General features: G+C 30.6%; 20 protein-coding genes and 1 other RNA gene. 13 read left to right on the top strand and 8 right to left on the bottom strand.

The window, feature by feature from the left end:
• Positions 1–8: 8 nt before the first annotated feature.
• From AJN70_RS03640 to mnmA, 6 genes are all read left to right on the top strand, one after another.
• Positions 9–365 (top strand): hypothetical protein, encoded by a 357-nt coding sequence (locus AJN70_RS03640; protein ID WP_002854547.1) that lies wholly within the window; start codon positions 9–11, stop codon positions 363–365.
• A complete protein-coding gene (locus AJN70_RS03635; protein ID WP_032603269.1) occupies positions 346–1,038 on the top strand; it encodes an RNA polymerase sigma factor FliA in 693 nt (230 codons plus the stop codon). The genes AJN70_RS03640 and AJN70_RS03635 overlap by 20 nt, the downstream gene beginning before the upstream one ends.
• Positions 1,038–2,117, top strand: coding sequence for a flagellar motor switch protein FliM (gene fliM, locus AJN70_RS03630; protein ID WP_002851710.1), 1,080 nt, complete (start codon positions 1,038–1,040; stop codon positions 2,115–2,117). Before AJN70_RS03635 ends, fliM begins: the two co-directional genes overlap by 1 nt.
• A complete protein-coding gene (gene fliY, locus AJN70_RS03625) occupies positions 2,114–2,956 on the top strand; it encodes a flagellar motor switch protein FliY (protein WP_070210676.1) in 843 nt (280 codons plus the stop codon). The genes fliM and fliY overlap by 4 nt, the downstream gene beginning before the upstream one ends.
• 68 nt (positions 2,957–3,024) lie before the next feature.
• Positions 3,025–3,630 carry a TIGR00730 family Rossman fold protein gene (locus tag AJN70_RS03620; RefSeq protein ID WP_044779358.1) on the top strand — a complete coding sequence of 202 codons (606 nt, stop codon included), beginning with the start codon at positions 3,025–3,027 and terminating at the stop codon, positions 3,628–3,630.
• Entirely contained in the window at positions 3,630–4,646 is a 1,017-nt protein-coding gene (gene mnmA / locus AJN70_RS03615; RefSeq protein WP_002860896.1) for a tRNA 2-thiouridine(34) synthase MnmA, read from the top strand. The genes AJN70_RS03620 and mnmA overlap by 1 nt, the downstream gene beginning before the upstream one ends.
• A gap of 27 nt (positions 4,647–4,673) precedes the next feature.
• Here mnmA and AJN70_RS03610 read toward each other — a convergent pair whose 3' ends face one another.
• Both AJN70_RS03610 and ffs read right to left on the bottom strand, forming a co-directional pair.
• Positions 4,674–6,482 carry a DASS family sodium-coupled anion symporter gene (locus tag AJN70_RS03610; protein ID WP_070295503.1) on the bottom strand — a complete coding sequence of 603 codons (1,809 nt, stop codon included), beginning with the start codon at positions 6,480–6,482 and terminating at the stop codon, positions 4,674–4,676.
• A gap of 189 nt (positions 6,483–6,671) precedes the next feature.
• An RNA gene (ffs, locus tag AJN70_RS03605) (signal recognition particle sRNA small type) lies at positions 6,672–6,769 on the bottom strand.
• Between the two features lie 191 nt (positions 6,770–6,960).
• On the opposite strand from ffs, the gene AJN70_RS03600 reads away from it, so the two are divergent.
• Positions 6,961–7,638, top strand: a complete 678-nt coding sequence (locus AJN70_RS03600) for a hemerythrin family protein (RefSeq protein ID WP_002860894.1) — start codon at positions 6,961–6,963, stop codon at positions 7,636–7,638.
• Positions 7,639–7,640: 2 nt separating this feature from the next.
• Complete coding sequence (locus AJN70_RS03595; protein WP_070295508.1) at positions 7,641–9,512, top strand: flagellar assembly protein A; 1,872 nt, start codon at positions 7,641–7,643, stop codon at positions 9,510–9,512.
• A gap of 3 nt (positions 9,513–9,515) precedes the next feature.
• Here AJN70_RS03595 and AJN70_RS03590 read toward each other — a convergent pair whose 3' ends face one another.
• The 4 genes from AJN70_RS03590 to AJN70_RS03575 are packed head-to-tail and all read right to left on the bottom strand — an operon-like array spanning position 9,516 to position 14,297.
• Positions 9,516–11,153 (bottom strand): flagellar hook-basal body complex protein, encoded by a 1,638-nt coding sequence (locus AJN70_RS03590; RefSeq protein WP_053872546.1) that lies wholly within the window; start codon positions 11,151–11,153, stop codon positions 9,516–9,518.
• A gap of 3 nt (positions 11,154–11,156) precedes the next feature.
• Complete coding sequence (locus AJN70_RS03585; protein ID WP_410002403.1) at positions 11,157–12,035, bottom strand: flagellar basal body rod modification protein; 879 nt, start codon at positions 12,033–12,035, stop codon at positions 11,157–11,159.
• Between the two features lie 58 nt (positions 12,036–12,093).
• A complete protein-coding gene (locus AJN70_RS03580) occupies positions 12,094–13,956 on the bottom strand; it encodes a flagellar hook-length control protein FliK (protein WP_083262313.1) in 1,863 nt (620 codons plus the stop codon).
• Between the two features lie 17 nt (positions 13,957–13,973).
• Positions 13,974–14,297 (bottom strand): hypothetical protein, encoded by a 324-nt coding sequence (locus AJN70_RS03575; RefSeq protein ID WP_070295500.1) that lies wholly within the window; start codon positions 14,295–14,297, stop codon positions 13,974–13,976.
• A 134-nt stretch (positions 14,298–14,431) separates the two neighbouring features.
• On the opposite strand from AJN70_RS03575, the gene typA reads away from it, so the two are divergent.
• From typA to AJN70_RS03560, 3 genes are all read left to right on the top strand, one after another.
• Positions 14,432–16,240: a translational GTPase TypA gene (gene typA / locus AJN70_RS03570; RefSeq protein ID WP_070295499.1), complete on the top strand. Its 1,809-nt coding sequence runs from the start codon at positions 14,432–14,434 to the stop codon at positions 16,238–16,240.
• Entirely contained in the window at positions 16,240–16,887 is a 648-nt protein-coding gene (locus tag AJN70_RS03565; protein ID WP_070292009.1) for a poly(A) polymerase, read from the top strand. The genes typA and AJN70_RS03565 overlap by 1 nt, the downstream gene beginning before the upstream one ends.
• A 177-nt stretch (positions 16,888–17,064) precedes the next feature.
• Positions 17,065–18,108 (top strand): c-type cytochrome, encoded by a 1,044-nt coding sequence (locus tag AJN70_RS03560; protein WP_052949435.1) that lies wholly within the window; start codon positions 17,065–17,067, stop codon positions 18,106–18,108.
• 23 nt (positions 18,109–18,131) lie between these two features.
• Here the strand turns inward: AJN70_RS03560 and AJN70_RS03555 are convergent, their stop codons facing one another.
• A complete protein-coding gene (locus tag AJN70_RS03555; RefSeq protein WP_032587432.1) occupies positions 18,132–19,481 on the bottom strand; it encodes a DUF2130 domain-containing protein in 1,350 nt (449 codons plus the stop codon).
• A gap of 105 nt (positions 19,482–19,586) precedes the next feature.
• On the opposite strand from AJN70_RS03555, the gene AJN70_RS03550 reads away from it, so the two are divergent.
• Positions 19,587–20,789, top strand: a complete 1,203-nt coding sequence (locus tag AJN70_RS03550; protein ID WP_002930130.1) for a multidrug effflux MFS transporter — start codon at positions 19,587–19,589, stop codon at positions 20,787–20,789.
• Positions 20,786–21,487 (top strand): SIMPL domain-containing protein, encoded by a 702-nt coding sequence (locus AJN70_RS03545; RefSeq protein ID WP_002842934.1) that lies wholly within the window; start codon positions 20,786–20,788, stop codon positions 21,485–21,487. Before AJN70_RS03550 ends, AJN70_RS03545 begins: the two co-directional genes overlap by 4 nt.
• Positions 21,488–21,570: 83 nt before the next feature.
• On the opposite strand, the gene AJN70_RS03540 is transcribed toward AJN70_RS03545, so the two are convergent.
• Positions 21,571–22,767, bottom strand: coding sequence for a hypothetical protein (locus AJN70_RS03540; RefSeq protein WP_070295498.1), 1,197 nt, complete (start codon positions 22,765–22,767; stop codon positions 21,571–21,573).
• Positions 22,768–22,775 lie beyond the last annotated feature (8 nt).

The following is a 22,775-nucleotide window of genomic DNA, read 5'->3' as shown; positions in this document are numbered from 1 at the left end:
AAGAGATTATGAGGCCAGAAAATTACGTAGCATTTTTCACTGTTTGTGGATTTTTTATAGGACTTGCATTTAGCATTATTAGTATAGATGAAGCCTTTGATATACTGATTTTTACTTGTTTTATTACTTTTATGTTTTATGTTTTTGTTCATATTGCTATTATGAATTTTATAGATGTAAAGAAAATTAGTGGCAGAATCTTTAATAAACACGATTATGAAAAAACTAGCAATAATATTATCAACGATTTAGTTATTCGTGAAAAGAAAATGGATATAATTTTAGAAAAGCTCAATGAAGAAAGAGAAGAGCTAAAGAAAAATGAATCCAAAGAAAGACGAAGAAATGCTAAAAGAGCCGCCTAAAGCTTATGCACAAATGCTAAAGAAAGAGCAAGATGAGCTTGTGCTTTCTTACATGCCAGCCCTACGTGCTATGGCTTTTAGACTAAAAGAACGCTTGCCTTCAAGCATAGATGTTAATGATCTTATTAGCATAGGCGTTGAAGAAATGATAAAGCTTTCACGCCGTTACGATAAAGAACAAAATGATAACTTCTGGGGTTTTGCAAGAAAAAGAGTTAATGGCTCTATGCTTGATTATCTTAGAAGTCTTGATGTAATGAGTCGCAATAATCGCAAAATTATTAAAGATATTGATGCAATCATGGATGAATATTTCCTTGAGAATGAATGCGAACCTGATGATGAGTATCTAGCCAAAAAACTTGATTTAGATGTAGAAAAAATCAAAGAGGTAAGAACAGCTCATGCTATTAGCTATACCCTGCCCATCGATGAGCAAATCGAACTTTATAACGAAGACAATACTTTAGAAAAAATTGAAAAAGAAGAACTTTTAGAAAAAATTCACAAAGTGCTAGATGATCTTAAAGAGCGCGATCAGTTAATTATTCAGCTTTATTATTATGAAGAATTAAGCCTAAAAGAAATCAGTGAAATTTTACAAATCAGTGAAAGCAGAATTTCACAAATTCACAAAAAACTCCTTAAAAAACTTAGAGAAAGGCTAGTGTAATGGCTGAGATACTTTCCCAAGAAGAAATTGATGCCCTGCTTGAAGTTGTCGATGATAACACCGACACACCCATAGCCTCAAATTCAAAAGATGAAAAAGATGAAAGAAATATCGTTGTATATGATTTTAAGCGTCCCAACAGAGTTTCAAAAGAACAACTTAGGACAATCAAAGGCATACATGATAAATTAGCAAGAAATTTAGCCTCTCAAATTTCATCGATGATGAGAAGTATTGTTGAAACTAAACTTCATTCAGTCGATCAAATGACTTATGGAGAATTTTTAATGTCTTTACCAAGTCCAACAAGCTTTAACGTTTTTTCTATCAAACCCTTAGATGGAAACTGTGTTTTAGAAATCAATCCAAGCATAGCTTTTCCTATGATAGACAGGCTTTTAGGTGGTCAAGGTGATAGCTATGAAGCTTCGCGTGAGCTTACGGATATTGAGCTTAATTTGCTTGATTCTATTTTGCGTATCATTATGCAAAGACTTAAAGAAAGCTGGGCTACTGTAACTGAAATTTATCCTAGTATTGAAGCTAAAGAATCAAGTCCAAATGTTGTACAAATCGTATCTCAAAATGAGATTGTTATCATGGTGGTAATGGAAATCATCATAGGAAATTCAAGCGGAATGGTAAATATCTGCTATCCTGTAGTGCATTTAGAAAGTATATTAAGCCGTTTGGCAAACCGCGATATTATGATGGGTGAAACCTCAGCCAAAAAATCACGTAACAAAGAACTTAAAACTTTAATCGGTCGTGCTGAAGTGGTATATGAGGCAATTTTAGGAAAAACCTTAATTAATGTTCATGAATTTTTAGAACTTAAACAAGGCGATATTTTAAGGCTTGATAGAGAAGCAGATGATAAAGCTATAGTAAGCATCGATAAAAAAGATGTTTTCTTAGCACAAATTGGATTGCATCGTTTTAGAAAATCTATTAAAATTTTAGAACTCATACGCACAGATAAAGATGAAATCAAAGAAATTTTGGAAAAATACGAAGAAGAACGTAAAGCTAAAGCTAGTGTTTATGATGAGCCTGAAGAGGAGGATGAAGAAATATGATCAATGATTTTTTAAAAATGTTTACAAATGAATGCATCAGCACCATTGAAGGTTTAACAGGAAAAAGTGCTGAATTTAGCGAATATAAAGAATTTGATGTCAATGCAAGTGATACTTTAAAAGCACCTTTAGTGTATGCTATATTTGATATAGCAAATGGTGGAAAAATAGGAATTTTAGCTGGTGCTGTTTTAATGAGTGCTATTGGTGAATGGATGATGGGTGAAGAAGAGATCACCAAAAACGATAAACTAGGTCCTGATGAAATGGATGCAGCTAAAGAAGCTATCCAAAACATCGTTTCAGCATTTTCTACAACCTTAGGAGCCCAAAAAGACATTCCAAAAATGGATTTTAGTATAGAATCTTGTGAATTTGTGCCTGAAAGCGTAGATTTTAAAGATTTTAAAAAATTATTTTTATATGATGTAAAAATAGGCGATTTAGAAGAACAAGTTTCTTTAGCCATGGATCAAACACTCCATAACATCCTAAGCGGGAAACCTGCTGAAACAGGAAATGTAAGCACTGATTCTAATCACAATACTGAAGAAAAAACAATCATGCTTAGCGAAGAACTTAAAAATATCAATCTTATCATGGATGTACGCTTACCTGTTCGTGTGCGTATAGGCAATAAAAAAATGCTTTTAAAAGATGTTTTAACTATGGATATAGGTTCAGTTGTAGAGCTTAATCAACTTGCAAATGATCCGCTTGAAATTTTAATCGGAGATAAAAGAATTGCTTATGGTGAAGTAGTAATTGTCGATGGTAACTTTGGTGTTCAAATCACAGAAATCGGATCTAAAAAAGAAAGATTAGAGCAATTAAGATAAAATTACTCTATAAATTTAAAAAAATTAGCTATAATCATTTTTTATAGTTTTGCTAAAAAAGGTATTTGATGGATACAAAAATCATAAAAGATGTTGAAAAATTTGAAAATATACCCGAACTAGAAAAGGCTGTTACTTTTTTTGGTTCAGCAAGACTTAAAGAAGATAATTTTTATTATCAGCAGGCTAAAATTTTGGCACAAAAATGTGCTCAAAATGGTTTTTGTGTGATAAGCGGTGGAGGAGGAGGTATTATGCGTGCAGCCAACGAAGGTGCTTTTTCACAAAAAAATAATACAAATTCAATGAGTTCTGTAGGGTTTAATATATTTTTACCTCACGAGCAAAAACTTAATGATTTTGTAGAATATAATATTACTTTTGAGAGCTTAGCCATACGCAAAATGGCTCTTATTGAAAAGAGTCTAGCTTTTGTGATCTTCCCAGGCGGCTTTGGAACACTTGATGAATTGTGTGAAATTCTTACATTAAAACAACTAGAATTTAAAAAAGATGTTCCTATTATTTTGTTTGGGGGTGAATTTTGGCGAGGTTTTGATGAGTTCGTCAGAAATTCTTTGCTCAAACTTGAAGTGATTTCTAAAGGAGATGAGTTAAAGTATAAAATCACTGACGACTTGAATTTTATAATTAATACTTTAAAGGAAATTTAATGAAAATTCTAGTCGCTATGAGCGGTGGAGTTGATAGTACAGTCACTGCTTATAAACTTAAAAATTTAGGTCATGAAGTTATAGGTTGTTATATGAAGCTTCATGGCAAACCAAATTACCACGAAGAAAATATCAAAAAAGTAGAAAAAGTTGCAAATTTTTTACAAATTCCTTATCATATTTTAGACTTACAAGAAGATTTTAAAAACAAAGTTTATATGCCTTTTGTAGATACTTATAAAGAGGGTAAAACACCAAATCCTTGCGCTTTATGTAACCGTTTTATCAAACTTGGAAAACTTTTAGAATTTGCTAAAAGTTTAGGTTGTGAAAAACTTGCCACGGGGCATTATGCAAGACTTGAAAACAACTTAATAAAAACCGCAGTAGATGAAAGCAAGGATCAAAGCTATTTTTTAGCCAGTGCAGATAAAGAAGCTTTAAAATATCTTATTTTTCCGCTAGGCGAAATGAAAAAAGAAGATGTGAAAAAATTTGCTTCCACTATAGAGGTTTTAAAATCTTTTGCCACTCAAAAGGAAAGTTCTGAAATTTGCTTTGTTGAAGATACTTATGTGCAAGTTTTAGATCAGTTTATGGATACAAAAATTCCTGGAGAAGTATTAGATAGCAGCGGAAAAGTAGTAGGCAAACATGAGGGCTATATGCACTATACTATAGGCAAAAGAAGAGGCTTTGAAGTGCGTGGGGCACATGAACCACATTTTGTTTTAAAAATCAATCCTAAGCAAAATCAAATCATCGTAGGAACCAAAGAAGAACTTAAAATCAGTGAATTTAAGCTAAAAAATATCAATCTTTTTATAGATGCTAAAGAGCTTGATTGCGAAGTAAAAATCCGCTATCGTTCAAAATCTACACCTTGCAAGGTAGAAATTTATGAAGATAAAAGTGCAAAAATCACTCTAAAAAATCCTGTTTATGGACTTGCTAGCGGACAAATGGCAGTCTTTTATGATTATGATAAAGTCATAGCAAGCGGTTTTATAGAATAATTTCTAGGAATTAATTCCTAGAAATTATTAATAAAATCCTAAAATTTTCCACCAAATAAGTCCAACAGCTATCATCACTACTATATCAACTATGGAAATCACAAAACCTATACTCCACCATTTTTTAAGAGTTACATAGCCTGTTCCAAAAATAACAGGAGCTGTTCCTGTTGCATAGTGAGTTAATGCCATCATAACATTACCTGAAGCTATCATAATAAAAGCATAAAGAAGTGGTGGTGTTCCTAAGGCAAGCCCTGCGCTATAAAAAACAAAAAACATTGCTGATATATGAGCTGTAGTAGAAGCAAAGAAATAGTGCGTATATAAAAAAGCAAGGCTTAAAAATATCATAATAGAAATTTCCCCAAGTCCCATAGCAGAAGCAAATTCACCTAAAGCTTCAGCTAAAAACTGAGTAACACCAAGTTTGCCAAGCAAAGTTGCCATCATTACAAGAGCTGAAAACCATACTAAAGTATTCCAAGCAGCTTTTTCAGCCAAAACTTCCCCAAAAGTTAAAACTCCACTAATCAACACCAAAGACAACCCAAGCAAAGCCACACTAGTCGCATCAAGAGAAATTCCAAAAAGCAAACCAAAAGTCCCAGCCCATAAAAGCAAAAGCAAGACAAAAACACTGAGCATGATTTTTTCACTATTTTTCATTTTTCCAAGTTCTTTCAATTTATCTTTAGCAAAAGTGGAAGCATTAGGCGTGGATTTAATTTCTGGTGGAGAGAGAAAATAAAGCACCAAAGGCATCAAAAGCATAGCAGCTATACCAGGTAAAAACATTCCTAAAGCCCATTGCCCCCAAGTTAAATGCACTTCTAAATTTGTAGCTTGTGCTATAAGATCAACCACCAAAGGATTTGGAGCTGTAGCTGTAATAAACATAGCTGATGAAATAGGATTAGCTTGATAATTTACCAAAGAAAGATAAGTGCCTATTTTATTTTGCGTTCCATCTTCAGGAGTGGATTTAAAACTTCTTGCAATAGCTTGAACTATAGGATTTATGATAGCCCCTGCTCTTGCAGTATTTGAAGGAGTAACTGGAGCTAAAATGGTTTCACAAAAAGCTATAGAATAAGCAATACCTAAGGTTTTTTTACCAAAAATACTGATAAAATGATAAGCCAAACGCTCTCCAAGTCCTGTTTTAATAACTCCACGAGCCACAATAATAGAAATCACTATAAGCCAAATAAGAGAATTTGAAAAACCACTTAAAGCATCTTTTATACCTGTTTTAGATTTTAAATTTGATATAGCAGTATTTACCTTTTCATCTATACTCTTTTGAGATAAAAAATCAAGTGCTAAAGTATTTAAAGCTGAAATTTTAGTCTCATCAATAAGTTGTTGCGTAGAAGTTTTTGAAGTAGCCTTGGTGTAAATTTTACTTAGATTTTCAATCTGGTAATTTATATCTGTGCTTGATTTTAAAATTTCATTAACTTTTGCTTTTAAATTTCTACTTATATTAGCATTGATTAAAGCCTGCAAAATAGTGGCTTCAACTGCCTCATCCATAGTTGTTTTATAGATATTAGAATTATCTCTTAAAACAATTCCCTCAAGAGTTTTTATATGTGTAGCACGCACAGAACTTTGGGTAGTGGTAATGCCGCTAAGAGCTACTATGGCAATAGCTACCATACAAACAGCCCCCAAAGGCATTACTTGTAAAATCACTGCCATAATCACAGCAATAAAAAGCCCAAGAAAATGCCAAGAATTATCTTCCAAACCTACAGGAGTAGGTATAAGCCAAAACACAGCTGCAATTAAAATACACAGCACCAACAAGGGAATTTTCTTTCTATCCATTGTTTATCCTTTGATATTGGTAATGTAATTTACAATGCTTAAATTCTAGTTAACTAATATTTTAATAAATCTTAAAATTATAATTTTTAAATAAATTTTTAATTTATTGTTACAAATATACATAATTTTTACTTTATAAAGAAGCTAGTCTAATTGAAAAATAAATAGGGAATTTTAAATGAAGAAAACCCTTCCCCAGATAACTGCGGCACACACTAAAATCAAGTGCTCTGCTGTGTTCCCACCCTGAAGCGGTGCTTAAAAATAGCATTGCACAGGTCTAAGAAAAGGCAAAGAAATTATATCATAATATACTTAAAAAGTGTTGAGCTATAAAAACTAAATATAAAAATGTATAAATATGTAACAAATTGGTTATATTTTATATAAATTTTTAAATTTAATTTGCAAAATTATTGTTTTTTTCAAGGAAATACGATTATATAGATATATTATATAAAATTTTTAAGGAAAAATCATGGAAATCAAATGGAGTAAAGATTTTAGCATTAAAAACATACAATTAGATAAACAACACGAACTAATTTTTGAAATTGCTGAAATTGCAAACGATTTAGCTTTAAAAATTCAAGATAATGATGTGCAACACAAAAATGATTTAAAACAAATTCTTACAAAGTTATTCCAATATGTAAAAATTCATTTCAAAGATGAAGAAAAATTTATGGAAAGCATTGATTTTCCTTTGATTGAAGAACATAGAAAATCTCATCAAATATTATTAAAAAAGACTAAAGAACTTTTAGAACACTCAAATGATATTGTTAAAATGTCATTTGAACTTTCAACATTGACCAAAGATTGGATTTTAGATCATTTTGCTATTGAAGATTTATGGATAGCTAACTTCACAAAAAAAGCTCTACATCTTCAAGAGATTCATTATAATCTAGAGCAATACATAAAATTAAAATCAATTAGGCAAGATTTAAAGACTGAAAAAACCTATGATTATATTTGCAACTGTTATTTGCGTACTCATGCAGTTCCACAAACCATACACGAAGAACTTGTTAGCAAAGAAAATACTTTAAAATGTGAAAAATGTGGACAAATTTTAGTGCATTTAGATCATATTGATTTAAATCAAAATTATGAAATGTTAAATCATATCCTCGAAAACATAGGAGTGTAATGATGAGCTATGAAATAAAAACTTTAGAAACTTTCAATCCTTTTGAAAGTTTAAAATATGAACAAGCCAGCACAGATCAAATTCTTGATTTTAGAATTATAGATTTTAAACTTCTGTGTTCTAATATAAAACCAGCAAAAACAAAAACTTATGAAAGAAAGGATTTTGACTTATTTTATGCGGATGATTTTTTTGTAAAAAATTACAATACCATGGTGCAAAAATTTCTTATAGAAATTTATCCAAAAACACAAAAAAATTGTTTCGTGGTTAAGCTTAAATCTAATCCTAGTTTAACTTATCTTAAGGTCAATATTAATTTTTTGGATAATTTTAAATACTATCCAAATTTAAAATTTGACATTTTGCAAAATATTTATAAAGTAATGATCAAGCAAAAATTTTTAATCTTAAGACTTGATAAAAATTTATTTGACAAGATTGATGATTTTATCTTATCAATACAAAAAAATCCATCTATTAAAGAAATAGAGCTTGAAATTGCCAAAGGTGTAGATAAGATTGAACATAAAAGCGATGAAATTATTTATCATAGAGATGTTAACGAAGAATGTTTTGACGAAAATATTAGCTATGATGAAGGAAGCTACTGTAAACCTATTGAAAAAAATGAGCTACTTTTTGAATACATTTATAGAATTCTTGGCAAAGAAGGTAGAAATTTAAGAGGAGAAATCCTTCATTTAAATCCAATAGCTTTTTTTGATAATCCTTTTATCATAAAAGACGAAAGCATTTATACAGAAGAACTAGAAGATAGAATTAAATATTTTAGTGCAAATTATGGATTTTTAAATAAAGACCGATCAGGATATAGCGTTACAAATAATTTAAAATTATCACAAGTAGGACTTAAAACAACCGGTTCAATCAAAACAAATACTGATGAAAATATAAACTTAGAAATCACTAATTTCGATATAAATGATGATGCTGTTAAATCAGGTATTGTAAATGTTCAAGCTTCAGACATAAAAGTAAATGGAAGCATTGGAGCGACAAAACTTTATGGAAGAAATATCAGCATCAAAGGCCTAACTCATGCAAAAAGCGAAATTTTTGCACAAGATATTTTTATTACAACACACAAAGGAACTTTGCAAGCTGATACTGTGTATATAAAAAATTTAGAAAACGGGATAGTTATAGCCAAAAATGTATTTGTTGAAAACTGCATGGGCGGAAAAATAGAAGCAGAAAATATTTATATTTGCAATTTATTAGCAGATAATATCTTATATCCCAAAAAAAATCTAATCATAACAAATAATATAAAATTTAAAAATAATATTGTAATTTCTCCACTAGATTTTATTAACAATAAATCAAACTCAGAAACTGAAAATCTTACAAATTTAAGCCTTAAAACAAAGAGTAAACTTGATAATATCATAAGTCAAATGCAAAATTACTATGATTATCTAATCAAAAATCAAATCAAGATTATCAAACTTCAAAAAACTGAAAAACTTAATGCTATAGATATGAAATTTTCAAATCTTTATCGTGATATCATAAAAAAATATAATCATCTTAGTGTCTTGTATAAAAAACTTATAAAATTAAAATATCATATTGACGCAAAGCTAAATTTTTTAGATGAAATGGTTTATAATGTAAAAATATACATAAAAGCCGAAAATATTGGAGAGGATAATTTTTTAAAATTTTATCCTAAAACAAACACCGAGCTTGAACTAAAGTATCAAATAAATTTAAAAGATTATGAAAAAGTTTTATACCTTGAAAAAGGGCAACAAGCAAGCTATATTAAATCAAGTCATGATTATAGCGAAAGCGATATAGAAGAAATTAAAATTATTTTTGAAAAACTAGAAAAAGATAATTCCTAAAAATTATCTTTTCATATTAATAGCCTTTTGTATCATTTGATCGCTTGTGGTAATGCTTTTTGAGCTTGCATCAAAGGCTTTTTGAGTTACTATAAGATTTGAAAGCTCTACACTTAAATCAACATTAGATTGCTCTAAAAAACCACCTTTAAATTTAGCTGTATTAACAATCTGTCCATTTTTCATAATAAAACTTGCATCACCACTATTAGCTGTTGCAGCAAAGATATTATCGCCCATAGCAGCCAATCCTTGCTCATTGATAAAATTATATAAAGCAAGCTTTCCAACTATAGCATTTTTACCATTGCTAAATTGTGCTACAATACTTCCATCATCAGATATATCATATTGTTTAAAAAATCCTTCGGCTACACCATCTTGCTGTGTAACTACATTTTTTTCAACGCCTTCTTTAATATAAATCCCACTATAACCCGAACCAGGTTTATTAGCATCATAAGGAGAGCCTAAATCAATATTAATTGTTCCGCCATTTGGGTTTGCAATGCTTGTAATATTGTTTTGAAGCAAAGCACCATTTTTATCAAAAACCATATTTCCTTCAGTTGGATTGCCTACGGCATTGCCATTAGAATCATAAATTTGGGCAATGGCTTTATATTGTATATTATCGCCTTCTTGCGGCAAAACCCTTTCAAGCGTAACCCTTAAAGTACTTTTACTTCCATCCGCATTATAAATAGGGGATTCTAAAATATCTTTATTGGCTTTTTGTTGTTCTGTTGAAATTTGAGCTGTATCAAGCTTGATGCTATTTTCATCCAAACCCTTTAAATCAAGCTCATTGCTTTTAAAATTAAGATTTTCATCTAAAGTTGCTTCAAAGCTTTTTTTTACGCCATTATCGTCAGTGAAATTTAAAATGATCCTATCACCCACTTTAGCACTAAACACATCTTCTTTGCTAACACTACCGCTAACTACATATTTTCCATCTTCGGTTTTTGTAATGTTAAATTTACCAGGATCAAGATCTACTTTGACCACTTCTGTTGTTGTGTTAGTATTTAAACTTCCACTCCATTTTACATTTTGAGTTACTTGAGGAGGTAAATACATATTCACAGGTACTTTAATAGCCCCTTGAGAAGCAGTTGTGCCTATACCGAAAGAATTATTTGAATTTACGGTAAAACCATTATTTACCGGAGTTCCTGTGTTAAGATAATCCCCCATAAGCCCCGCAACCCTATCGCTATAGTTGATACCGGTAAAAGCAGGGTTCATTGTTCCTAAAACAAAATTTCCATAAGAATCTACCAAATATCCATTTGCATCTCTTTTAAACGATCCATTTCTAGTATAGTAAGCATTACCATCCGCTCCCAAAACCCCAAAAAATCCTTTTCCTTGTAAAGCCACATCAAATTCGCTATCGCTTGCCACAAGAGAACCTTGCTCAAAAACCACATTAGAAGAAGCTGATCCTGAGCCATATCCACCTTGAGCAGGATTAGTTGATTGAGTGGTTATAGTGCTATAAAAAACATCTTTAAATTGAGCATCAGAATACTTAAAACCTGTAGTATTAACATTAGCTATATTATTTGCATAAATATCAATACCAAAACTATTTGTTTTAACTCCAGAAATTCCATTATAAAATGAATTTATCATGGCTTATGCCTTTTCCTCTTTATTACCATCTTCTGTAGATCCAGAATTAGAAGAATCTCCATCACTTGAGTCTCCACTTGAACTATCTCCAACGGAAGTTGAAGATGAACCAAGTTTATAATCACTAATTTCACCAATATCATCAAAACTTACATATTGACCACCCATTTTTGCATAAGCAATCCCATCAACAAATTTAATACCCTCTATAGGATAAGTTCCATAATTTGCAGTTATTTTTTCCCCGTTTTTATTATTATAAACCACTTTAACACTATACTCTCCATCCCCAGCATAAACACCATCATTATTTCTACCAGGCCACTCTAATGTAAATAAACCTTTTGATACTTCTTTTCCCTCATTACTTTTTTCACTAAATACCAACTTATTATTTTTATCATAAACCTCTAAGGTGATTCCTTTATCATCCGAATCTTCAGGCAAATACATTTTTAGTGCAATAACCTCATCTGCGCCTGTTAATTTGACTTTGTTTTCATTTACCGTAGCCATTTTTCCTATAGCTCCCACTGCTGCAGTACTCATGCTCGTGCTAAAAGAATTGGAAAGTTTTTCCATAGTTTCAACCATTTTTTGCATAGTTGTATTGGTATTTTGTTGCATTTCAAGTGCACTAAGCTGTGAGGTTTGTGTAAGCATTTTATCACTATCCATAGGATCTGTTGGATCTTGATGTTGAAGCTCTATCAAAAGAAGTTTTAAAAACGCATCTTTATCTAAGGTAGCATTTGGATTACTAACCACACCAGAGCTATTGCTACTAGATGAATTATCCACTTTCGTATCCTTGTTGCTTGTTTGGTTAGTATTAGTAGTATTTGTCCAGTTAAGATTGCTATTCCAATTTGTTGTCGCCATGATAAAATCCTTTTTTTACATTCAGTCTTTTTTAATTAAAAGCAATAAGTGTTCCAACTTAGAAATACTTCGCTAAAACAAGCTCTAGATTGACTTTTTCACTTTCATTTTTTCCATCTAAAGCATCTTTAAAACCATATCCACTACGATTTTTTCCTTGATTTTGATTTTGCTCTCTTTTACCTTGATCACTAAAATTCATTTCAAGTCCAGTAAATCCCATATTTACAAGAGAATTTTTAAACTCGACTTGATTTTGGATAAACAAATTCATTGCATTGGTATTGGAGTTGAAATTGATATGAAGGTTATTACCTCTTTGTATCAAAGTTACTTCCACTTCTCCAAGATTATTAGGATTTAGAGTGATACTAAGTTTAGTGATAGGTGCTTTATATTGATCTACAGCCTCTTTTAAATCTTGTGAAAAATACTGCAAAGTCTCTTTAGGCGTGATATTGCGAGCATTGTTTTGTGTTACTTTACTTAAATCTTTGACTAAAGAATTTAAGTCATCTAAATTATTTTTATCTACATTTTCACTGTGCGTTTTTGTTTGCTCTTGAGTAAAAGTTTCTTTATTGGTATTGTTGTTAAAATTAGCATTATTCTCTTTGTTTTGAACTGCTTGAGTTTTATTTAAATTTTCAAAATTTAATTTTTGATCAAAGAAATTCTGTTTTATATCTTTATTTTCTTTGTTGTTGTTTTTAGACTCTTTATTTAAACTAAAATCTTTTTGTGTTAAATTTGAAACTAAATTCTGAGCATCTTTGACAATTTCTTGATTTGAATTTTTATCAAGATTTAAATTTTGATTATTGCTCTTTAAATTTTTATTTTGATCTTGTATATTCTCTTGATTTAAATTGTTTTTTTCTTGATTTTTATTTAACTCTTTATTAAAATCTTTGTTTAAGTCTTTGCTTTCTTTATTTAGGTTGTTTAATTCTTTTTCATCTTTTTTTATTTGCTCATTATTTTTTGCATCTTTTGTGTTATCTTTATTTAAATTATCTTGGTTTTTTTTATCTTTTATATTTAACTCTTCTGTTAAATTTTTTGCAAACTCATCATTTTTGATATTTTTTAAAGTATTTTTAACATCTGTGGTATCTTCTTCTATTTTTGATTTAACTTTATCATTTTTTTCGTGTTTGCTTTCTTTGGATGAAAGCATGGAATCTAAATTTTTTAAAGTTTGAGAAAGCAAAGAACCGCTATCTTTAGAATTTGTTTTTTGCGTAGAATGAGTGCTTGTAGTATGAGTTGTATTTTGTAAATTGTGATTTAAATTTTTACTCATATTGGAAATTTTATTATTGATGATTTCTTTAAAAACATTATCCACAGCACCTTTAAAAAAATCAGCCTTATCTAAATTTGGAAAAGTTGCTTTAAGATCAAGAAGACGATCTACTTTAATATTTTTTACATTTAAGCCCAGATCTTTAGCTATATCCAAAAGCTCACTAAGATTTGATGCGCCTTTTAAAGCATTAAAATTAGCCTCTGTTTTGATAAGACTTGAAAGTTGAGTAGAAAGATTTGCCAGTTTAACATCTGCTGTATCTGTTTTTAGCTTATCCAACAAAGAAAGAATTTGCATAAAAGAAGCAGATTCGAAAATGCTTATCTTATCACTCTCATCAAAAGCTCCTTTTTGAAGTCTATTCATCGCTTCATTAACAACTTCTTTTTGACTGATCTTCATATGATCAGGTAAAAATTCATTGGTTTCATCGATAGAATTAAGCAAAGAATTTAAAAAACTCTCCGTATCATCTTTAGTTGAATTTTTGCTATCGCTACTTTCATGTTCTTTATTTTTACTGGTTTTACTAAAAGAACTGCTAGTAGTAGAAGTTTTACTCGGCGTAAGATTTAAAACATCATTTTGCGGAGCTAAATTTGACATCACTTTTCCTTCAAAAAAAATTATTTTAAAAATTTATCTACCATTACATTAGGAAATTTTTCTTTCAAATAAGAATCTTCATATACTTTAATCATCTTATCTTCATTTAAAGCAGTTAAGATATTTAAAAGCTCTTCTAAATTTTTAGCATTTAAAATTTTCTCTAAATTTTCTTCATTTTCTAAAATTTCTGTAAGCTCGCTTGAAATTCTTGCCATTTTTTCGTTTTCATCTGATCTAAAAGTTTCTAAAAGTTCTAAAACTTGAAGCAAAACTTCATTTTTTCTCTCACCTAAATCACTTTTAAATTCAACAAAAATCTCTTCATTTAATGGTTTTGACATTTTAACTTCCTTTTTAAAATTTTAATTTCATAAGTTTTTGAAGCAAGAAGTGTTCCAAGTTTTGATGCTTTGTAGTTTAAGTTAAATTTTTGTATAATCTAAGCTTTTAAAAATTTAGCTTTGGAGAAGAAAATTTGGAAAACATTAGAAATATAGCAGTTATAGCTCACGTTGACCATGGTAAAACCACTATGGTAGATGAATTGTTAAAACAATCAGGCACCTTTAGCGAAAGAGAACAAATTTCAGAACGCGTTATGGATAGCAACGATATAGAAAAAGAACGCGGCATTACCATACTTTCAAAAAATACAGCGATCAATTACAAAGGTACAAAAATCAACATCATAGATACTCCAGGGCATGCTGATTTTGGCGGAGAAGTAGAACGCGTTTTAAAAATGATTGATGGAGTTTTGCTTTTAGTAGATGCTCAAGAAGGCGTTATGCCACAAACTAAATTCGTGGTTAAAAAAGCTTTATCTTTAGGGCTTAAACCTATAGTTGTAATCAACAAAATCGACAAACCAGCTGCTGATCCTGAAAGAGTGATCAATGAAATTTTTGATCTTTTTGTAGCCCTAGATGCAAACGATGAGCAACTTGACTTTGCCATAGTTTATGCTGCAGCAAAAAATGGTTATGCTAAGCTTGATCTAAACGATGAAAGTGATAATATGGAGCCACTTTTTAAAACCATACTTGAACGCATTCCAGCACCAAGTGGCACAAATGATAATCCTTTACAACTTCAAGTTTTCACTTTAGGATATGATAATTTCGTAGGTAAAATAGGCATTGCTAGAATTTTCAATGGGGTTGTGAAGAAAAACCAAAGCGTAATGCTTGCAAAAGCTGATGGCACCAAAGTAAATGGTAGAATTTCAAAACTCATTGGCTTTATGGGCTTAGAAAAAATGGATATTGAAGAAGCAGGAAGTGGAGATATCGTAGCTATAGCAGGTTTTGAAGCTTTAGATGTGGGAGATAGCGTTGTAGATCCAAACAATCCTATGCCACTTGATCCTTTACACATTGAAGAGCCGACTTTAAGTATAGTATTTTCTGTAAATGATGGCCCATTAGCAGGAACTGAAGGAAAACATGTAACTTCAAATAAAATCGCTGAACGCTTAGAAGCTGAAATGAAAACTAATATCGCTATGAAATACGAAAGCACAGGCGAAGGTAAATTTAAAGTAAGCGGTAGGGGTGAACTTCAAATCACTATTTTAGCTGAAAATATGCGTCGTGAAGGTTTTGAGTTTTGCATGGGAAGACCTGAAGTTATCGTAAAGGTTGAAGATGGGGTTAAAACAGAACCTTTTGAACATTTAGTTATCGATGTACCTGAGGAATTTAGTGGTGCGGTAATAGAAAAACTTGGCAAAAGAAAAGCTGAAATGAAAACTATGGCACCAACAGGCGATGGACAAACAAGACTTGAGTTTGAAATTCCAGCACGCGGACTTATAGGTTTTAGAAGCCAGTTTTTAACCGATACTAAAGGCGAAGGCGTGATGAATCATAGTTTTTTAGAATTCCGTCCTTTTAGTGGTGCGGTTGAAAAGCGTAACAATGGAGCGTTAATTTCTATGGAAAATGGCGTAGCTTTAGGGTATTCTTTGTTTAACCTTCAAGAGCGTGGAGTGCTTTTCATAGAGCCTCAAACTAAAGTTTATACCGGTATGATTATAGGTGAGCACTCTCGTCCAAATGATTTAGATGTTAATCCTATCAAAGGAAAGAATCTTACCAATGTAAGAGCAAGCGGAAGCGATGATGCAATCAAGCTTGTACCACCTAGAAAATTAAGCCTTGAAAGAGCTTTAGAGTGGATAGAAGAAGATGAACTTGTAGAAGTTACGCCTGTAAATGTGCGTGTTCGCAAACGCTATCTTGATCCAACTCAAAGAAAAAGAATGGAAAAAGCAAAATCTTAATGGATTTAAAAAGCTTAGAAAATAATAGACTTTATATACTTAAACGCTTAGGGATCTTAAAATTCCTAAGCATTATCGAAGCCTTGCTTGTAGGCTTTTTAGCCTTTGTTTTTATAAGAGATTCCTTAATTGCAGTAATTTTAGCTGTTTTTGTAGGTATTTTTTTCTTTCGTTTTACAGCCAAAAAACTAAAACTCGCACAAAAAGAATTACAAATTGACGCTTTAAATTTATTTTTGCGTCGTTTTGGGGCGAAATTTAAAAAGCAAAGTTTAAGCCAAAAAGACTTTTTAAAACTAGGACTTACAAAAGATTTGCAAGAATTTAAAAGTCAAAACTGCTTTGAATTTAAGGATTTTAAAATTTATGATATTCAGTTTTTGGACGAAAATAAACGCTTTTTTTGCGGAATTTTACTCGAAATTTTAAGTGCAAACAAAAATCCTAGCTTTGAAAATGAAGAACAAATTTATATCAAACTTAAAGATAAAAATTTCACTTTAAATCATATCTTTTCTAAAGAAAATCATTATCTTATCGCTACTTTAAGCAATCCTTTCTTTATAGATATAAAAAAAGATTTAGAAAACAATTTCAAAAATTTAGAAGAAAATCTAAACTCTATAAAAAATAAACTATTTAAATAACTAACATAAAGTTAATATCATAAAATTTTAATAAATATTAATTATATACTTTAAAAATATATTACTTTTAGTAACACTTTAAAATTTAATTTTATTTAAATTATTCTTATTATGCTTAATATTTAAGAAAAAATACACTAAAATCAATTTGAACTACAAATAAAAAGGAGGAAAATCATGAAAAAACACATTTTATTGCTTGGTTTATGTCTTAGTTTGAGTCTTAGTGCTAAAAGCGTGAGTGACTACAAAGTAGGAGAAGAATTAAGCGACAAGGAAGGAGTAGAGTATTTTAAGGAACTTTCTAAAAGACCTGTGCAAGAATGGCCAAATAAAAATTTAAGCATCAATGATGTTCCAAAAGGCAAGCAAGGGGATTTAATCCGTTATGGCATAAAGCTTTTAAGCAAGACAGAAAGCACTCTAGGACCCTATAGCAAGCTAAAAAAGACAAGCAACGAAGTAAACTGTATTTCCTGTCACATGGACAATGACGGCAATGGTTTACCAGGGACAAAAAAATATGTTATTCCATTTTTAAATGTCCTAAACAATTATCCAAGACTTGATATAGAAACGATGAAAATCATCTCTATTGAAGATAGAATTCGCGGAATGGGTGGAACTGACTCTCATAGATTTCCTAATGATTCTAAAGAAATGAAAGCAATTTTAGCTTATTTTAAATGGCTAAAAGAAGCTTATGGTATCAAAGACGGCGTAAAGCTTGAAGGAGATTTTTTTGCTAAGATGAATTTTCCAAATCGTCCAGCTGACCCTGTGCGTGGGAAAAAGCTCTTTGAAGAAAATTGTGTTGCTTGCCATGGCGAAAGAGGACTTGGGGTAAAAAATGATAATTATGAACAAGGTAGTGGACATTTATATCCATCTTTACTTATCTATCCTGATGGTGGACACATGGCTATGATACCATTTTTAGCAAGATTTTTAAAATCAGCCATGCCTTTTGGTGCGAGTGCGGATAATCCTATATTAAGCGATGAAGATGCACTAGATATAGCAGCTTATGTCAATACAGGTTTTGTAAGAATGCCTATAACCACTACAGAAAATCGTGCAGGACTTGATACAGCTTATAGCAAATCCCCATCATTAAAACCTGAGTATTTTGCCTCACCGCAACAAAATTTAGACCCTAAAGAATACATAAAAGTAAAATACGGACCTTGGAAAAATCCAAATCACTTCCCAGGAGAATGATTAATTTTGGGCTAAGCCCAAAATTAATCCTCATCTTTGGCTAAATTTTCAAGACTTTTAATCCCTTCTTCACCTATCAAATTTCCACCTTGTAAGTCGCTAAATATCGCGTTTAAAGAACTCACTATAGCAGTGGAATTAAAACTTAGATTTTCTATAGCTCTTTCTCTTTTTTTCCATATATTTTGCAAAGCCCTTTTTTCAGCTTCTAACTCTTCTTTCATATTTTGATAAGTTTTGAGTATAAAAGTGATTTGCGTGTTAAATTCCTTAGAATTTAAGTATTCGTATAAAATGTGATTTTTTTCATCTTTGTTTTGCAGGGCATTTTTGAGTTTATAAGAATTTATAATGCTTTCTCTAAGCACTGCTAAAACACCTTTAAATTCATTAAAAGTACAGATCAAAATTCCTTCTTTAAAATGCGTTTTTTCTTTATCTTTTGGCATAGTTTTTGTAATCAAAACCGCTATATCACTTTTTGCAGCTATGCTATCTAGCTTAAGCTTATCAAGCCATTCTTTATTAAATTCTTTAGTGCGTTTGCTCTCATATAAAATACTTCCGCAAATATTTCCAAAATTATCCTTTACTATATGCAGACAATCAGCTCCATTTACGCCCTTTGGCACTTCTTTTACTTCATCACTTAAATACTCACTTTGTATGTATTCTTCTATGAGTAGTTCGGCTGCTTCGCCTTGGAGTTGCTGTGAGCCTTGTTCTATCCTGCGTTGTGCGTCTTCTAGCTTTTGAGCTACACTTTTAAAATTCGTTTCTAGTTCTTTGTATTTAAGATCTTGCTCTTGAGTACTTTTTTGAAATTCAAGACGCATTTTTTCTCTTTCAAATTCCAAATTTTTGCTTTCTTGTTCTTTAAATTCTTTAAAAGCCTCTTCTTTGGCTTGAAATTTCAATCTTTCTTCATTTTCTTTTTGCTCTCTTTTTAGTCTTTCATTTTCAGCCTTTATGCTTAAAAACTCGCTAAGTTCTTTGCTTTTTTTCTCGAGTTCTTCTTGCATGATTTTCATTTCATTTTCATGCTCTTTGTTAAATTTCTCGCTGAATTCTTTTTGGAAATTTTGCTTTTGTATAAGAAGTTCTTGTTCAAATTTTTGCTTTTCTAAAAGAAGCTTTTGGCTTACTTGCTCGTTTATGAGTTTTTCTTGTTCTATCTTTTGAGTTTTTAAATCATTTAAAGCTTTGGTATATTCAGCTCTTTTAGCATTTACCTCATCATCAAATTCTTTTTTTTGTTTTAGCATTTCTTGCTTAGCTTTATCTAAAATTTGAGCATATAAAGCAGTGCTGATATCGATAAAACTTCCACAACTTGGGCATTTGATTTGTTCATTTTGGTTTAAATTTTGCATAAAAAATTTCCTTGAGAATTTTTCTATAAATTTAACATAGAAAAACAAAGATTATTCTAAGATTGACTTGTTAAAATCATTCTTTTAGAATAATTAGGATTACAAATGCAAAAACACACCAAAATTCACGGCTTTGCCAAATTTAAACTCATCGTTATCCTTGCTTTGATGTCAAGCATAGCACCGCTTTCTACAGATATGTATTTGCCTGCACTTTCTCATGTGGAGCAAAGTTTTCAAACTAATTCTTTTTTAACCCAACTTAGTATCGCAAGTTTTTTTATCGCTTTTGCTTTAGGACAGCTTATATATGGGCCTTTAAGTGATATTTTTGGGCGTAAAATTCCAGCTTTGGTGGGGATATTTTTCTTCATCGTTTCGAGTTTGTTTTGTGTGATTATCGATGATATTTATGCTTTTATCGCTTTGAGATTTTTTGAAGCACTTGGGGGTTGTGCAGGTGTGGTTATCGCAAGGGCTATTGTCAATGACTTGTTTGAGATCAAAGAAGCTGCAGGGATTTTTGCTTTGATGATGGTTTTTAGTTCTCTTGCTCCTATGCTTTCGCCAACTTTTGGGGGAATTTTGCTAGAGTATTTTTCATGGCATAGTATTTTTGCAACTTTGTTTGCTTTGGGAATTTTACTTTTTTTGATGATACTTTTTGGCTTAAAAGAGTCCGCACCTCATCTTAAAAACAAAAAATTTTCCCATCATGAAGCGATGAAAAGCTACAAATTTGTTTTAAGCGATAAACGCTTTTTAGTTTATATACTATGTGCTTCTTTTGCTTTGGCGGCGATGTTTGCTTATATCACAGGATCAAGCTTTGTTTTTACGCAGTTTTTTGGCTTAAGTGAGCAAAAATTTGCCTTGCTTTTTGGGGCAAATGCTTTAGGTTTTGTCATCTGTGCAAATATCAATGCGAGATTGGTTTTAAAATACGAAAGCGAAAAAATCTTAGCAAAAGCTTTGATGATAATGTTTATATCGACTGTGATTTTACTTGTAAATGCTTTTTTTCACCCAAATTTCTTGCTTTTTGAACTTAGTATTTTTACAAGTATTGCTATGCTTGGTTTCATCGCACCCAATACCACGACTTTGGCTATGGCAAGGTTTAAAGAACATAGCGGAACTGCTTCTGCGGTGCTTGGAACGGTGCAATTTGGTTTTGCAGGGCTTATTTCTTTTGTGGTTGGAGCTATTAACGCAAATACACCGATAATCCTTGCTTTTGTAATGTGTGCTTGCGTATTGGTTGCAAATATGATATATTTTCTAATCAAAATAAAGGAGAAAAAATGAAAACAAATAATATCTTTATGGCTTTAGCCATAGTTTTAGCAAGTTTGATTCTAGCTTTTGGATTTAACAAGGCTTTAAGCGATTTTAAAACACTTGAAAGAAGTGTAAGCGTAAAGGGTTTAAGTCAAAAAGAAGTCGAAGCGGATACTTTGATACTTCCTATAAAATTCACAAGATCAAACAACAATCTTACAAATTTATACGAAGAACTAGAACAAGATAAAGAAAATATCATCAAATTTTTAAAAGAACAAGGCGTAAAAGAAGATGAGATCAGCTACAACTCGCCAAATATCATAGATCGTTTAAGCGATCCTTATAGCAACGACACTCAAGCTACATACCGATACATAGGCACTGCGAATTTACTCATCTATACTCAAAATGTAAAGCTTGGAAAAAGCATACTAGAAAACATTTCAAGTCTTGCAAAATTTGGCATAGTAACAAAAATCGATAATTATGACATAGAATACCTTTATACCAAACTCAATGAGATAAAACCACAAATGATAGAAGAAGCAACGCTCAATGCTAGAAATGCAGCGATAAAATTCGCACAAGATTCAAACAGCCATCTAGGCAAGATAAAAAAGGCTTCTCAAGGACAATTTAGCATCAGCAACAGGGATAAAAACACACCTTACATCAAAACCATAAGAGTGGTTTCTACTATAGAATACTATTTGAAAGACTGATAATAAATTTTCAAGCTAAGCTTTAAAGGCTTAGCTTGGCACTATGGAATTTTTTCGTGCGGTTTTTAAATAGTTTTTTATAATTATTTTTCTATTTTTGCTTTAATTTTATCTTGAAGTCTTTTCAATGTATTAAATGGAAGAATATCAAGCATTTTTTCAATCAAGCTTAAACTAGGAATTTCACCTTTTTTATCAAGTATCTTGCTTGGATTATTTTCTGCAGAATCTAGCATAATTTTTAAAAGTTGATTTTTTAGTTCCTCGTTCTCTGTTTCTTTTATTTGAGTTTCATACCCTTTATAAGTTTGATTTAATCTTTGTTTATAAGCATACTCACTTGCTATTCTTTTATATTCTGCAATTTGCTTTGTAGAATAATAAGTAAAAAATCCGCTAAAAAATAAAAATGGCAAAGCTCTAAGAAAATTTATATATGTAAAATTTTCCTCAAATGAAAAGCAAAAATAAATACCAAAAACAATAATAAAAACGAATATAGACACTCCAAAAATTATATTCCAAGTTTTGATATTTGTTTGTGCAACCTCTCTTTCATCTTTATAAGCCTCGGCTAATCCCGCAGAAGTTGCACCTGGTAATAATTCATCTATTTCATCATTTTTTTCTTTATACAAATTTTCAAATTTATCTTTATAGCTATTTAAACAATTTTCTAATTCTTGTTTTTTACTAGAAATTAAATTGTTTATTTCAGTCCGTTTTTCATTTAAATATTTTTCAAGAGATAACTTTCCACCTTTTCCATTTTCATCTGCTTCAACACCAATAAAAATTTCATTGTAAAATTTTTCAAATTTTTCTATTTTATCTTTATTTTCTTCGATATCATCACAAGCTTGTTTCAACTTCGAAATAATCCCTTCGGTAACATTGCCTTGAGAATCTTCCTGATCATAAAATTTCATATAATCATTTTTCATTTTATTTGCACATTCTTTAGCTTTTTCAATTTCAATTAAAGCACTGCTTTTATTTTCACCATCGGTTTCAATATCAAAAATTTTCCAATAAATTTCATCTATATCTTTTTGTCCGATTTTTATATCTTTAATCATATCTTTTACGGACATTTCTTCATCATTGCCATTTCCATTATAAACAGAATTAAATTCTGCAATATCTTTTAATGAATTTTGTATAGCATTATTTTCGATTAGATTAAGAAATTGTTCTAATTGTTTTAAAGAATTTTCATCTTTGATATTTTTTATAATTTTATAAAATAACTTTTTTTGTTCTTTAATTAAATTTTCCATTTTTATTC

Source organism: Campylobacter sp. BCW_4341 (assembly GCF_001764255.1).
Classification (GTDB): Bacteria; Campylobacterota; Campylobacteria; order Campylobacterales; family Campylobacteraceae; genus Campylobacter_D; species Campylobacter_D jejuni.
This window is presented reverse-complemented; position numbering and strand designations above follow the sequence as displayed.

Excerpts from the sequence above, each read along its gene's own strand:
- AJN70_RS03565 (WP_070292009.1), top strand. The coding sequence starts at position 16,240 with ATGGATTTAAAAAGCTTAGAAAATAATAGACTTTATATACTTAAACGC.
- AJN70_RS03595 (WP_070295508.1), top strand. The coding sequence starts at position 7,641 with ATGAGCTATGAAATAAAAACTTTAGAAACTTTCAATCCTTTTGAAAGT.
- AJN70_RS03540 (WP_070295498.1), bottom strand. The coding sequence starts at position 22,767 with ATGGAAAATTTAATTAAAGAACAAAAAAAGTTATTTTATAAAATTATA.
- fliY (WP_070210676.1), top strand. The coding sequence starts at position 2,114 with ATGATCAATGATTTTTTAAAAATGTTTACAAATGAATGCATCAGCACC.
- AJN70_RS03635 (WP_032603269.1), top strand. The coding sequence starts at position 346 with ATGCTAAAAGAGCCGCCTAAAGCTTATGCACAAATGCTAAAGAAAGAG.
- AJN70_RS03600 (WP_002860894.1), top strand. The coding sequence starts at position 6,961 with ATGGAAATCAAATGGAGTAAAGATTTTAGCATTAAAAACATACAATTA.
- AJN70_RS03620 (WP_044779358.1), top strand. The coding sequence starts at position 3,025 with ATGGATACAAAAATCATAAAAGATGTTGAAAAATTTGAAAATATACCC.
- AJN70_RS03585 (WP_410002403.1), bottom strand. The coding sequence starts at position 12,035 with ATGGCGACAACAAATTGGAATAGCAATCTTAACTGGACAAATACTACT.
- AJN70_RS03555 (WP_032587432.1), bottom strand. The coding sequence starts at position 19,481 with ATGCAAAATTTAAACCAAAATGAACAAATCAAATGCCCAAGTTGTGGA.
- AJN70_RS03575 (WP_070295500.1), bottom strand. The coding sequence starts at position 14,297 with ATGTCAAAACCATTAAATGAAGAGATTTTTGTTGAATTTAAAAGTGAT.
- fliM (WP_002851710.1), top strand. The coding sequence starts at position 1,038 with ATGGCTGAGATACTTTCCCAAGAAGAAATTGATGCCCTGCTTGAAGTT.
- AJN70_RS03560 (WP_052949435.1), top strand. The coding sequence starts at position 17,065 with ATGAAAAAACACATTTTATTGCTTGGTTTATGTCTTAGTTTGAGTCTT.
- AJN70_RS03610 (WP_070295503.1), bottom strand. The coding sequence starts at position 6,482 with ATGGATAGAAAGAAAATTCCCTTGTTGGTGCTGTGTATTTTAATTGCA.
- AJN70_RS03590 (WP_053872546.1), bottom strand. The coding sequence starts at position 11,153 with ATGATAAATTCATTTTATAATGGAATTTCTGGAGTTAAAACAAATAGT.
- AJN70_RS03550 (WP_002930130.1), top strand. The coding sequence starts at position 19,587 with ATGCAAAAACACACCAAAATTCACGGCTTTGCCAAATTTAAACTCATC.
- AJN70_RS03640 (WP_002854547.1), top strand. The coding sequence starts at position 9 with ATGAGGCCAGAAAATTACGTAGCATTTTTCACTGTTTGTGGATTTTTT.
- AJN70_RS03545 (WP_002842934.1), top strand. The coding sequence starts at position 20,786 with ATGAAAACAAATAATATCTTTATGGCTTTAGCCATAGTTTTAGCAAGT.
- mnmA (WP_002860896.1), top strand. The coding sequence starts at position 3,630 with ATGAAAATTCTAGTCGCTATGAGCGGTGGAGTTGATAGTACAGTCACT.